Annotated in this window: 13 protein-coding genes, 11 tRNA genes and 1 rRNA gene; 24 read left to right on the forward strand and 1 reads right to left on the reverse strand. The window is 40.7% G+C overall.

The window, feature by feature from the left end; genetic code table 11:
- Positions 1–194: 194 nt before the first annotated feature.
- The 11 genes from BG04_RS12565 to BG04_RS12615 all read left to right on the forward strand — a co-directional run bounded on the left by BG04_RS12565 (position 195) and on the right by BG04_RS12615 (position 8113).
- Positions 195–476, forward strand: coding sequence for a CopG family ribbon-helix-helix protein (locus tag BG04_RS12565; protein ID WP_013055003.1), 282 nt, complete (start codon positions 195–197; stop codon positions 474–476).
- A gap of 4 nt (positions 477–480) precedes the next feature.
- Positions 481–831 (forward strand): type II toxin-antitoxin system endoribonuclease NdoA, encoded by a 351-nt coding sequence (ndoA, locus tag BG04_RS12570; RefSeq protein ID WP_013055004.1) that lies wholly within the window; start codon positions 481–483, stop codon positions 829–831.
- 159 nt (positions 832–990) lie between these two features.
- Positions 991–1827, forward strand: coding sequence for an RsbT co-antagonist protein RsbRA (locus tag BG04_RS12575; RefSeq protein WP_034654854.1), 837 nt, complete (start codon positions 991–993; stop codon positions 1825–1827).
- A 2-nt stretch (positions 1828–1829) separates the two neighbouring features.
- Positions 1830–2186 carry an STAS domain-containing protein gene (locus BG04_RS12580; protein ID WP_013055006.1) on the forward strand — a complete coding sequence of 119 codons (357 nt, stop codon included), beginning with the start codon at positions 1830–1832 and terminating at the stop codon, positions 2184–2186.
- 3 nt (positions 2187–2189) lie between these two features.
- Complete coding sequence (locus BG04_RS12585; RefSeq protein ID WP_013055007.1) at positions 2190–2591, forward strand: anti-sigma regulatory factor; 402 nt, start codon at positions 2190–2192, stop codon at positions 2589–2591.
- Between the two features lie 13 nt (positions 2592–2604).
- Positions 2605–3615 (forward strand): PP2C family protein-serine/threonine phosphatase, encoded by a 1011-nt coding sequence (locus BG04_RS12590; protein ID WP_013055008.1) that lies wholly within the window; start codon positions 2605–2607, stop codon positions 3613–3615.
- Between the two features lie 59 nt (positions 3616–3674).
- A complete protein-coding gene (locus tag BG04_RS12595) occupies positions 3675–4007 on the forward strand; it encodes an anti-sigma factor antagonist (RefSeq protein ID WP_013055009.1) in 333 nt (110 codons plus the stop codon).
- Positions 4004–4489 (forward strand): anti-sigma B factor RsbW, encoded by a 486-nt coding sequence (gene rsbW / locus BG04_RS12600; RefSeq protein WP_016762758.1) that lies wholly within the window; start codon positions 4004–4006, stop codon positions 4487–4489. The genes BG04_RS12595 and rsbW overlap by 4 nt, the downstream gene beginning before the upstream one ends.
- Positions 4455–5249 (forward strand): RNA polymerase sigma factor SigB, encoded by a 795-nt coding sequence (gene sigB / locus BG04_RS12605; protein ID WP_013055011.1) that lies wholly within the window; start codon positions 4455–4457, stop codon positions 5247–5249. The genes rsbW and sigB overlap by 35 nt, the downstream gene beginning before the upstream one ends.
- Positions 5249–5854, forward strand: coding sequence for a PP2C family serine/threonine-protein phosphatase (locus tag BG04_RS12610; protein ID WP_013081423.1), 606 nt, complete (start codon positions 5249–5251; stop codon positions 5852–5854). Before sigB ends, BG04_RS12610 begins: the two co-directional genes overlap by 1 nt.
- A gap of 84 nt (positions 5855–5938) precedes the next feature.
- A complete protein-coding gene (locus BG04_RS12615; protein ID WP_034654853.1) occupies positions 5939–8113 on the forward strand; it encodes a Tex family protein in 2175 nt (724 codons plus the stop codon).
- Positions 8114–8170: 57 nt separating this feature from the next.
- Here BG04_RS12615 and cmpA read toward each other — a convergent pair whose 3' ends face one another.
- Positions 8171–8287, reverse strand: coding sequence for a cortex morphogenetic protein CmpA (gene cmpA / locus BG04_RS30290; RefSeq protein ID WP_013055014.1), 117 nt, complete (start codon positions 8285–8287; stop codon positions 8171–8173).
- Positions 8288–8396: 109 nt separating this feature from the next.
- On the opposite strand from cmpA, the gene BG04_RS12620 reads away from it, so the two are divergent.
- The 13 genes from BG04_RS12620 (at position 8397) to BG04_RS12680 (ending at position 11682) form a co-directional block, all read left to right on the forward strand.
- Positions 8397–8846: a SprT family protein gene (locus BG04_RS12620; RefSeq protein WP_034654852.1), complete on the forward strand. Its 450-nt coding sequence runs from the start codon at positions 8397–8399 to the stop codon at positions 8844–8846.
- A gap of 134 nt (positions 8847–8980) precedes the next feature.
- Positions 8981–9055, forward strand: a tRNA-Asn gene (locus tag BG04_RS12625).
- 3 nt (positions 9056–9058) lie between these two features.
- Positions 9059–9149, forward strand: a tRNA-Ser gene (locus BG04_RS12630).
- 9 nt (positions 9150–9158) lie between these two features.
- A tRNA-Glu gene (locus BG04_RS12635) sits at positions 9159–9233 on the forward strand.
- A gap of 24 nt (positions 9234–9257) precedes the next feature.
- Positions 9258–9333 (forward strand) — tRNA-Val (locus BG04_RS12640).
- 28 nt (positions 9334–9361) lie between these two features.
- Positions 9362–9437, forward strand: a tRNA-Asp gene (locus tag BG04_RS12645).
- A gap of 11 nt (positions 9438–9448) precedes the next feature.
- A tRNA-Gln gene (locus tag BG04_RS12650) sits at positions 9449–9523 on the forward strand.
- 4 nt (positions 9524–9527) lie between these two features.
- Positions 9528–9600 (forward strand) — tRNA-Lys (locus tag BG04_RS12655).
- A gap of 12 nt (positions 9601–9612) precedes the next feature.
- Positions 9613–9695, forward strand: a tRNA-Leu gene (locus tag BG04_RS12660).
- A 22-nt stretch (positions 9696–9717) separates the two neighbouring features.
- Positions 9718–9803, forward strand: a tRNA-Leu gene (locus tag BG04_RS12665).
- A 90-nt stretch (positions 9804–9893) separates the two neighbouring features.
- Positions 9894–9970, forward strand: a tRNA-Arg gene (locus BG04_RS12670).
- Between the two features lie 4 nt (positions 9971–9974).
- Positions 9975–10048: transfer RNA gene (locus BG04_RS12675), tRNA-Gly, on the forward strand.
- 82 nt (positions 10049–10130) lie between these two features.
- Positions 10131–11682: ribosomal RNA gene (locus BG04_RS12680) — 16S ribosomal RNA — on the forward strand.
- The last annotated feature ends 175 nt before the right edge of the window (positions 11683–11857 follow it).

The raw sequence follows: 11857 nt of genomic DNA on the forward strand, positions 1-11857 counted from the left end.
ATCTTCCTGAGTCAACATAAAAAGTCTGCGAATAAAAGACAATAAAATAATAACTTCCATGCATAAAAGAGGGTATCAATTGACGATAATAGTGTAGAAATTGACAGAATTAACTTTCCATTAAAGCTAATCAATGTTATGATAAGGAAAGATGAGACTATTGGTGTGTGTATTGATGTTGGAGGTGTATGTTTGTGTCTGAAGCGAGCGCAACTACAGAAATCCTAGTAAGATTACCGAAAAATTTAGTATCGGAGCTCGATCTTATGGTTAAACAAGAAAATGGCAACCGAAGTGATTTTATTCACCAAGCAACAAAATTGTACCTTCGTGAGCGAAAAAAACGCCATATTCGCGAATCAATGAGACGTGGATATATGGAGATGGCAAAGATAAACTTAAATATTGCTTCCGAGGCTTTTCTAGCAGAGTATGAAGCTGATCATACTGTGGATCGTTTAGTAAGCGGGGGGTAATGACTTGGTAGTCAAACGTGGCGACGTTTATTTTGCTGACCTATCTCCTGTTGTTGGCTCAGAACAAGGAGGCGTTCGCCCTGTACTTGTCATTCAAAATGATATAGGCAATCGTTTTAGCCCAACTGTTATTGTAGCTGCGATCACTGCTCAAATTCAAAAGGCAAAGTTACCTACGCATGTTGAAATTGATGCAAAGCGCTATGGATTTGAGCGAGATTCAGTTATTTTACTAGAACAAATTCGTACTATTGATAAACAGAGGCTAACAGACAAGATTACCCATTTAGATGATGAAATGATGGACAGAGTGGATGAAGCCTTGCAAATCAGTGTAGGACTTATCGACTTTTAGAATTATACTTCCATTTATGCTAAGTTGCTCCTTTATGAGCAACTTTTTTAATTTGACTAGGAATAATCAGTAAACGTATATTGTAATAAGAAACGTTTTAAAAATGATAATATATATAGATAGATATAAATGAGTGTATTGACTCACAAGGAGGACCTCATGAATCAAGATTTATTCAATTATATACAAAATCATAAATCAGAAATTTTTGATCGATGGCTAGTGTTAATGAATGATGTGGAAACAGAGCGGATTAAAAACATTGTATCTGAGCAAGTGTACGTAAATGTAAGCTCTGATTTTGTAAATTTACTTTTGGCAAAAGCATTCCGTGAACAGGAAAATTTTGCAGAGGAACTAGAGGAAGTAGTAGGACGAGTTGTGAGTTTAGGATGGCCTCTTGCTTATTTGACACAGGGTGTACGTAACTTGGGTCACGTAGTGGTTGAAGGGTATGTAAACAGTGAACATGTAAAGGCTGACCAAACTCATTCTGAATTATTCTATCGGTTTGACAAGTGGTTAAGCCCTATTTATAACAAAATAGTAGAACAATACTCCAACTCGTGGGAAAATACAGTTATGTTACAAAAAGTGGCACTTCAAGAATTGTCTGCTCCATTAATACCGGTATTTGATAAAATTACCGTAATGCCGCTTGTAGGGACAATTGACACTGATCGCGCAAAGAAAATTATGGAAAACTTACTGCAAGGTGTCGTAAAGCACCGATCAGAGGTCGTATTAATAGATATTACCGGAGTACCAGTAGTGGATACGATGGTGGCCCATCATATGATTCAAGCTGCTGAAGCCGTACGTTTGGTTGGAGCCAAGTGTTTGTTAGTAGGAATTCGTCCGGAAATTGCTCAGACTATTGTGAACTTAGGTATTAACTTAAATGAAATTATTACGAAAAACTCATTAAAAAAAGGCGTAGAGTTTGCGTTAGAAATGACTGAGCGGAAAATAGTTGATATAGAATCGGAGGAATAAACGTGAGAATACCCATTTTGAAATTGTACGACTATTTATTGGTATCCATTCAATGGGAGCTGGATGATCAAACGGCTATTCAATTCCAAGAAGATTTGCTAAGTAAAATTCATCAAACTGGAGCAAAAGGAGTGGTAATCGATTTAACTTCAATTGATATGATCGATTCATTCATCGCAAAAGTTTTAGGTGACGTGGTTAGCATGTCTAATTTGATGGGGGCTAGAGTAGTATTAACAGGTATCCAGCCTGCAGTAGCTATTACACTTGTTGAGTTAGGGATTGGCCTAAATGATGTTCTTACTGCACTCGATTTAGAAAAAGGTCTTGAGAAACTCCAATCGGAATTGGGGGATTAGTATATGGAATTCCAATCCAGCGTAAAAATCGTAACAGAATGGGACATCGTAGCGGCACGCCAATTAGGTAGAAATGTGTCGAAAGAGCTAGGGTTTGGAACAGTTGACCAAGCTCGTATTACAACCGCCATTTCTGAATTAGCTCGTAATATTTACCTATATGCGGGTAAGGGTCAAATCTATATTGAGAAATTAAATCGTGGAGGAAAAAACGGTCTTCTTGTCGTAGCAACAGATGAAGGGCCAGGTATCCCCGACGTTCGCAAAGTAATGGAAGATGGATACTCAACATCGGGTGGACTAGGAGCTGGGCTTCCTGGGGTAAAACGATTGATGGATGAGTTTGACATCGAAACAAATGTCGGAGAAGGTACTGAGATTAAAGCAGTTAAGTGGCTCCGGTAGGAGGAAATAGATAATGTCTTTTGATAAAGAGATGAGAGATTTATACAAAGATATTTTGGGGAACTATATCCAAACACAAAATGAACAAATTTTGTATCAAGGACAAAAACTAAGTAGAAAATCTTTAGAGAATGAAATATCGCCAGAAGATATTGTGAGCATTCATAAAGAAGTGATTGAAGAAATTTATTCTGATATTCCAGAAAAAGTGCTGCATTCTCTGGACTTTTTACTTGAGGTAATGATTAGCTACGGTCTTGCTCTTCGCGAGCATCAAACATTAAAAAATAAGCAGCGGGAACTTCGTTCTGAAATTGAAGTTGCCGCTAACGTCCAGCAGACGCTGTTGGGGACAAAGGTTCCGGCTAGTTCAACTTTAGAAATTGGTGCGATTAGCGTACCGGCTAAACAGATGAACGGAGATTATTTTCACTTTGTAGAAGAAGAGCACGGTGGGTTAAGTATTGCCATTGCCGATGTGATCGGCAAAGGAATTCCAGCTGCAATGTGTATGTCTATGATCAAATATGCAATGGACAGCTTACCGGACTCAAGAAAAAATCCAAGTTATGTATTAGAGAACTTGAATAATATTGTAGAGCGAAACGTAGATCCAAGTATGTTTATTACGATGTTCTACGGAAGCTATAATCCCGAGACAAACTTATTTGATTATGCATCTGCAGGGCATGAACCAGGTTTTTATTATGATGCCAAAGCTGATTCATTTGAAGATTTGGAAGCAAAAGGACTCGTGCTAGGAGTTGATCGCCATGTGAAATATCTTCAGTACGAGCAGCAGCTTTCAAAAGGCGATATGATTGTTCTGTTAACAGATGGCGTAACAGAATGCAGAACTGAAGAAGGATTTATTGAAAGATTGGACATCATAAAATTAATTCGAAAATACATGCATTTGTCTCCTCAAGAAATTGTAGAATCTGTATATAAAGAGCTGGAAAAATTACAGCATTTTCAATTGAGGGATGACTTTACATTGATTATTTTGAAGAGTTTAGTTTAAGTATTCTAAATAAGGGTACAGAAAAGATAGCACAAAATTAGAGGGGGTCTACTAATACGATGAATTTAAAAATAGATATACAAAAGGACGGTCAAGCATATCGTATTAAGCTGGCTGGAGAGATTGACGCATATACAGCACCTAAGCTAAAAGAAAAGTTCATGGAAATTACTGAACATACCGAACCAGAAATTATAGTCGATTTAACCGATGTATCATACATGGATAGTACAGGACTAGGTGTATTTATTGCATTGTTAAAAGCCAATAAGAAAAATAACGGCTCTTTGAAATTTGTTGGTGTATCAGAGCGCATCAAGCGCTTATTTGATATTACGGGCCTCACAGACATTTTAAACGTGAATTCACAAGTAGAAGGTGGCGTAAAATGAAACAGCCTTATGACTTTGTTGAGATGAAGATTCCTGCTAAGCCAGACTACGTAGCGATTATTCGACTGACGCTGTCTGGTGTAGCGAACCGGATGGGTTTTTCTTATGATGAAATTGAAGATATGAAAATTGCTGTGAGTGAGGCATGTACAAATGCCGTACAGCATGCTTACAAGAATGAAGAAAATGGTGAAGTGAGAGTAGGTTTTGGTTTATTTGATGACCGTTTAGAAATCATGGTGGTCGATAAAGGTGAAAGCTTTAATTTTGAAGAGCTTAAGGAACATATAGGACCTTATGAAACATCAAGAGAAGTTGAATTTCTTCCTGAAGGTGGACTTGGTTTATATTTAATTGAAACACTAATGGACGAAGTGAAAATGGTCAATTCAAAAGGTGTAACGCTAATGATGACTAAGTATGTGCAAAGAGAGCAGGTGGAGAGTGATGAAAACACAGTCTCAACCTATGAAATTAACTAAAGAACAGGTTCAGGAACGAATTGAGCGCTTTCAAAAAACGCAGGATGAAGAAGCACAAAGTGATCTAGTAGTACATTACAAGAACCTTGTTGAATCTATTGCACGTCGCTATTCAAAAGGCAGAAGCTTACATGAAGATATTGTGCAGGTAGGGATGCTAGGACTGTTAGGAGCTATTAGAAGGTATGATGCTTCATTTGGAAGAAGCTTTGAATCGTTTGCTGTTCCTACAATCATTGGAGAGATTAAGCGATTTTTACGCGATAAAACGTGGAGTGTTCACGTACCGCGCCGCATCAAAGAATTAGGTCCTAAAATTAAAGCAGCTGTCGAAGAGCTAACAACCCGTTTACAGCGATCTCCTCAAGTGAAAGAAATTGCTGATCATATCGGAGTGACAGAGGAAGAAATTTTAGAAACGATGGAGATGGGGCAAAGTTATCAAGCATTGTCTGTTGATCATTCCATTGAAGCAGACTCTGATGGAAGTACTGTTACAATCCTTGATTTAGTAGGTGAACAAGAGTCGGGTTATGAGAAAACTGATCAGCGCTTAGTGTTAGAAAAGATTCTTCATGTATTAAGCGATAGAGAAAAAGAAGTGATTCGCTATACATTTATTGAAAATCTGAGTCAAAAAGATGCCGGTGAGAAGTTAGGGATTTCTCAAATGCATGTATCTCGACTGCAAAGAAGAGCTCTTGATAAGCTAAGGACTGCAGCTCGCTCAGATTCTAACGATTCGGAGTATATGTCGTGATGACAGTAGACCCTAATACAAAGTTGATTCAAACTCATATATACCAAGAGCCAAAGCAAGGGAACGTATGTTGTGGAGATAGTTACTATGTCAAAGAAACGGATGACTATTTTCTATGTGCAGTGGCAGATGGATTAGGAAGCGGTGAACAAGCTAGAGCCGCTTCTGTAGCTGTTACGGATGTAGCGAAAGCTCATCATCATCTAGATGTGGATGAGATCATTTCTAAGTGTAACAAAGCTACTCGACATACAAGAGGTGCGGCAGTAGCTATTTTGAAAATTGATAAAAAACATAACGAATTTCATTATACAAATGTAGGTAATATCCGCTTTTATCTGTATTCTCCGGAGGGGAAATTAACGTACCCTCTGCCAATTCAAGGTTTTTTATCAGGGAAAATTCAAAAGTTCCGCACACAAACCTTCCCATATGACTCCGGTTCTAAATTTTTGATTCATACAGATGGCTTAGAATTAAAAGAGATTAAATCTGTTTTTGCTAACTCGATGAATGTAGATCAATTGTCGACACGGCTACAGGCAGCAATTCGATCTCATAATGACGATATTACGTATATCGCTGGTCATCTTCCAACTGCATAGCCTTTCTTTTTAGCTCACATGTGTTATTGCATGTGAGTTTTGTTACAATAAAGACAAAGTTTCATTTAGCTAGGAGGATAAGCTGTGTCTGTTGCAACGAAATTAGATAATCAAATTGTTCAACGTGTAAGTAAAGAGGTGGAGATTTCACAAAAGCAAGTACAAAACGTAATTGCTTTAGTAGAAGACGGTAATACAGTTCCCTTTATTGCTCGATATAGAAAAGAACAAACTGGTGCTTTGGATGAAGTCCAAATCCGGAATATTTTAGATTCCTGGAATTACTTAATGAATTTAGAAGAGCGTAAAGAGGAAGTTCTTCGATTAATTGAAGAGCAAGGGAAATTAACTGAGGAACTGGCTGCTCAAATTCATCAAGCGAAGAAATTGCAACAAGTAGAAGATTTATACCGCCCTTTTAAGCAAAAACGACGTACAAAAGCAACTGTAGCAAAAGAAAAAGGTCTTGAACCATTAGCACAGTGGCTACTAAGTCTTCCACGTTCTGACGTGAAGAACGAAGCGAAAACATACATAAATGAAGAAGCGGGAGTTCAATCTTCTGAAGAAGCTATTCAGGGAGCCCTAGACATTGTAGCGGAACAAATTTCTGACGAAGCATCTTACCGTCAATGGATTCGTACGACTACTGTAAAAGATGGCATAATTGTTACTTCAGTCAAAGATCCGGAAAAAGATGAAAAAAATATCTATGAAATGTACTATGAATATACAGAAGCGGTAAAGCGAATCGTTCCTCATCGTATCTTAGCCATGAATAGAGGAGAAAAAGACGGTATTTTAAAAGTGAGTATTGATGCGCCTACAGATCGTATTCTTTCATATTTACATAAACAAGTAATCAAAAAAAGGGATTCTTCAGCTGAAAGTTATATCATCTCAGCTATAGAAGATGCTTATAAACGCTTAATAGAACCATCTATTGAACGCGAAATCCGTAAAGAGCTATCAGAAAAAGCGGAAGAAAGAGCTATTCACATCTTTTCTGAAAACTTACGGAAACTTCTTCTCCAACCTCCATTGAAAGGGAAAGTGGTATTAGGAGTAGATCCAGCTTTTCGAACAGGCTGCAAATTAGCTGTAGTAGATGAAACAGGCAAGGTATTAAAAATTGATGTTATTTATCCACATCCTCCTGTGAGAAAAGCAGCTGAAGCGCAAAATAAATTAAAGAAAATGTTCGCTGAATACCCTATTGAAGTAGTAGCCATTGGAAACGGAACGGCATCTCGCGAAACGGAGCAATTTGTAGCGGGTGTTCTTAAAGAGATTGAAAACCCAGTTTATTATTTGATTGTGAATGAAGCGGGAGCAAGCGTATATTCGGCTTCTGATGTGGCTAGAGAGGAATTTCCTGATTTTCAAGTAGAAGAGCGAAGCGCTGTATCGATTGCCAGAAGGCTGCAAGATCCGCTGGCTGAACTTGTGAAAATCGATCCTAAGTCGGTAGGAGTAGGGCAGTATCAGCATGATGTGTCTCAAAAGCAATTAAATGATTCACTGACTTTTATTGTGGAGACAGTAGTAAATCAGGTAGGAGTAAATGCAAACACGGCTTCTGCTTCGCTTCTACAATACGTTGCTGGTCTAAATAAGACAGTTGCTCAAAACATTGTAAAATATCGGGATGAAAACGGAAAATTCTCTAACCGAAAACAGTTGAAGAAAATTCCGCGTCTAGGCGCTAAAACGTATGAGCAGTGTATTGGTTTTTTACGTATTATAGAAGGTGAAGAACCTTTAGACAGAACGGGTATCCATCCTGAAACATATGGAGACGTTAAAAAGCTTTTAAAGAAAGTTGAAGTGAAAGAGACTGAGCTTGGAACGGAGAAAGTAAAAGAAGCATTAAAACATATTTCTTTACCCGAAATATCAGAAGAACTAAGGATAGGGGAGCTTACTTTAAAAGACATTATAGAAGCGCTTGTAAGACCGGAAAGAGATCCTCGTGATGAACTGCCAAAACCTTTGCTCCGTCAGGATATTTTGAAACTAGAGGATCTTGCCAAAGGTATTCAGCTTGAAGGCACGGTGCGAAACGTCGTAGACTTCGGAGCGTTCATCGATATAGGAGTTAAGCAAGACGGTCTAGTCCATATTTCTAAATTAACAAATCGGTACGTTAAGCACCCCCTCGATGTCGTTTCAGTAGGAGATTTGGTGAATGTGTGGGTAGAAGACGTAGATATGAAAAAAGGAAGAGTCGCACTGACGATGATTCCGCCTCATCAATAATAAAATTGCCTTTTCAGATTTTCTGAAAAGGCAATTTTATTTGTAAAAAGAAGTGATTTAAGAAGCGGAGTTATTTTTTTGATAAAAAAACCAACATTGATTGAGCAATTTTATTTGTGCACGGTCTTTTTCAGAATAAGCGCGCCTCATTTGTTTTTGTAGCCACATTGGCATAAGGACAATCACTCCTTTTCATTTATGATAAGGTAAATAGTGAGTATGTAATGAAGTGTATGCCCAAAGAGCTAGTCAGGTGATTTCATACAGTAGAGGAGTATATAAGATGAATGATAAGGATTTACAAATACTTGTAGAAGAAATTTCATTGAAGCTGTTTCACAAACCATTTCGTCATGAAGCCACTTTTAATTCTCGTTTACGTACAACAGGTGGAAGGTATTTATTACGTACATCTAATATAGAAGTAAACTACAAATACTTTGAACAATATGGCACACAAGAAATAGTAGCAATCATTAAACATGAGCTCTGTCACTATCATTTGCATATTGAGGGGAAAGGGTATAAGCATGGAGATCAAGACTTTAAAAGCCTAATGAAAGAAGTAGGCGCCCCCCGGTTTTGTCAGGCATTGAAAAAAGAAAGTGATGGAAAGAAAAAAGAGCACATATATGTATGTATGCAGTGTGAGCAAAAATATGTTCGAAAAAGAAAAGTGAACACGGTTAAATATGTTTGTGGAAAGTGTAAAGGTAAATTAAAAAAAGTGTAGAAGATGCTTGACTAAAATAGATTGATTATGATAAATTAATAAAGCCGTCTCAAATAAACGGCAAAGAAATTACAAAAACTTATTGACATTACATATAATGTCGATTACAATGTAAGAAGTCTGATAAATATTATTCCACAGTAGCTCAGTGGTAGAGCTATCGGCTGTTAACCGATCGGTCGTAGGTTCGAGTCCTACCTGTGGAGCCATATGGAGAAGTACTCAAGTGGCTGAAGAGGCGCCCCTGCTAAGGGTGTAGGTCGTGTAAGCGGCGCGAGGGTTCAAATCCCTCCTTCTCCGCCATTTTATAATGGCCCGTTGGTCAAGCGGTTAAGACACCGCCCTTTCACGGCGGTAACACGGGTTCGAATCCCGTACGGGTCACCATTGATTTTTATTTACATATTCTGTGGAGGATTAGCTCAGCTGGGAGAGCACCTGCCTTACAAGCAGGGGGTCGGCGGTTCGATCCCGTCATCCTCCACCATTTGACTGTTTTATACATAATTTTGGATGGTCCCGTGGTGTAGCGGTTAACATGCCTGCCTGTCACGCAGGAGATCGCGGGTTCGATTCCCGTCGGGACCGCCATTTTAAATTATTGGGCTATCGCCAAGCGGTAAGGCAACGGATTTTGATTCCGTCATGCGTTGGTTCGAATCCAGCTAGCCCAGCCATAAAGAGCCATTAGCTCAGTTGGTAGAGCATCTGACTTTTAATCAGAGGGTCGAAGGTTCGAGTCCTTCATGGCTCATTTTCATTTCTTGCGGGTGTGGCGGAATTGGCAGACGCGCTAGACTTAGGATCTAGTGTCTTTACGACGTGGGGGTTCAAGTCCCTTCACCCGCATCTTATTCATTTTATGTATTTAGCGGTCGTGGCGGAATGGCAGACGCGCTAGGTTGAGGGCCTAGTGGGGGCGACCCCGTGGAGGTTCAAGTCCTCTCGGCCGCACCAAAAAAACTTTTTAAAAAAGTGTTGACATAAGAAAATAGAAATGATATTATAATAAAGTCGCCAAAACAACGGCGGTAAACATCATAAGAAGCGCCCGTAGCTCAATTGGATAGAGCGTTTGACTACGGATCAAAAGGTTAGGGGTTCGACTCCTCTCGGGCGCGCCATATTGCGGGTGTAGTTTAGTGGTAAAACCTCAGCCTTCCAAGCTGATGTCGTGAGTTCGATTCTCATCACCCGCTCCAAATATATTGAACTTTGAAAACTGAACAAAGCGACAAACGTCAACGTTAATTTTTATTTTTTAAATTGAGCAAGTCAAACATTTCTTCGGAGAGTTTGATCCTGGCTCAGGATGAACGCTGGCGGCGTGCCTAATACATGCAAGTCGAGCGAACTGATTAGAAGCTTGCTTCTATGACGTTAGCGGCGGACGGGTGAGTAACACGTGGGCAACCTGCCTGTAAGACTGGGATAACTTCGGGAAACCGAAGCTAATACCGGATAGGATCTTCTCCTTCATGGGAGATGATTGAAAGATGGTTTTGGCTATCACTTACAGATGGGCCCGCGGTGCATTAGCTAGTTGGTGAGGTAACGGCTCACCAAGGCAACGATGCATAGCCGACCTGAGAGGGTGATCGGCCACACTGGGACTGAGACACGGCCCAGACTCCTACGGGAGGCAGCAGTAGGGAATCTTCCGCAATGGACGAAAGTCTGACGGAGCAACGCCGCGTGAGTGATGAAGGCTTTCGGGTCGTAAAACTCTGTTGTTAGGGAAGAACAAGTACAAGAGTAACTGCTTGTACCTTGACGGTACCTAACCAGAAAGCCACGGCTAACTACGTGCCAGCAGCCGCGGTAATACGTAGGTGGCAAGCGTTATCCGGAATTATTGGGCGTAAAGCGCGCGCAGGCGGTTTCTTAAGTCTGATGTGAAAGCCCACGGCTCAACCGTGGAGGGTCATTGGAAACTGGGGAACTTGAGTGCAGAAGAGAAAAGCGGAATTCCACGTGTAGCGGTGAAATGCGTAGAGATGTGGAGGAACACCAGTGGCGAAGGCGGCTTTTTGGTCTGTAACTGACGCTGAGGCGCGAAAGCGTGGGGAGCAAACAGGATTAGATACCCTGGTAGTCCACGCCGTAAACGATGAGTGCTAAGTGTTAGAGGGTTTCCGCCCTTTAGTGCTGCAGCTAACGCATTAAGCACTCCGCCTGGGGAGTACGGTCGCAAGACTGAAACTCAAAGGAATTGACGGGGGCCCGCACAAGCGGTGGAGCATGTGGTTTAATTCGAAGCAACGCGAAGAACCTTACCAGGTCTTGACATCCTCTGACAACTCTAGAGATAGAGCGTTCCCCTTCGGGGGACAGAGTGACAGGTGGTGCATGGTTGTCGTCAGCTCGTGTCGTGAGATGTTGGGTTAAGTCCCGCAACGAGCGCAACCCTTGATCTTAGTTGCCAGCATTTAGTTGGGCACTCTAAGGTGACTGCCGGTGACAAACCGGAGGAAGGTGGGGATGACGTCAAATCATCATGCCCCTTATGACCTGGGCTACACACGTGCTACAATGGATGGTACAAAGGGCTGCAAGACCGCGAGGTCAAGCCAATCCCATAAAACCATTCTCAGTTCGGATTGTAGGCTGCAACTCGCCTACATGAAGCTGGAATCGCTAGTAATCGCGGATCAGCATGCCGCGGTGAATACGTTCCCGGGCCTTGTACACACCGCCCGTCACACCACGAGAGTTTGTAACACCCGAAGTCGGTGGAGTAACCGTAAGGAGCTAGCCGCCTAAGGTGGGACAGATGATTGGGGTGAAGTCGTAACAAGGTAGCCGTATCGGAAGGTGCGGCTGGATCACCTCCTTTCTAAGGATTTTTACATGACGTACGTTTTGACACTTTGTTCAGTTTTGAGAGTTCAATCTCTCATTAATAATTGCGCCTGCGATTACTCGGCGCAAAACTGCACGTAGATATCACAGTGATGTTTATCATGATGTGATTGAAGTCAGTTGTTTTGTTCTTTGAAAACTAGATAACA

Origin of the sequence: Priestia megaterium NBRC 15308 = ATCC 14581, assembly GCF_000832985.1 — a bacterium.
GTDB classification, from domain to species: domain Bacteria; phylum Bacillota; class Bacilli; order Bacillales; family Bacillaceae_H; genus Priestia; species Priestia megaterium.

Excerpts from the sequence above, each read along its gene's own strand:
- BG04_RS12595 (WP_013055009.1), top strand. The coding sequence starts at position 3,675 with ATGAATTTAAAAATAGATATACAAAAGGACGGTCAAGCATATCGTATT.
- BG04_RS12610 (WP_013081423.1), top strand. The coding sequence starts at position 5,249 with ATGACAGTAGACCCTAATACAAAGTTGATTCAAACTCATATATACCAA.
- BG04_RS12575 (WP_034654854.1), top strand. The coding sequence starts at position 991 with ATGAATCAAGATTTATTCAATTATATACAAAATCATAAATCAGAAATT.
- cmpA (WP_013055014.1), bottom strand. The coding sequence starts at position 8,287 with ATGCCAATGTGGCTACAAAAACAAATGAGGCGCGCTTATTCTGAAAAA.
- rsbW (WP_016762758.1), top strand. The coding sequence starts at position 4,004 with ATGAAACAGCCTTATGACTTTGTTGAGATGAAGATTCCTGCTAAGCCA.
- BG04_RS12590 (WP_013055008.1), top strand. The coding sequence starts at position 2,605 with ATGTCTTTTGATAAAGAGATGAGAGATTTATACAAAGATATTTTGGGG.
- sigB (WP_013055011.1), top strand. The coding sequence starts at position 4,455 with ATGAAAACACAGTCTCAACCTATGAAATTAACTAAAGAACAGGTTCAG.
- BG04_RS12585 (WP_013055007.1), top strand. The coding sequence starts at position 2,190 with ATGGAATTCCAATCCAGCGTAAAAATCGTAACAGAATGGGACATCGTA.
- BG04_RS12620 (WP_034654852.1), top strand. The coding sequence starts at position 8,397 with ATGAATGATAAGGATTTACAAATACTTGTAGAAGAAATTTCATTGAAG.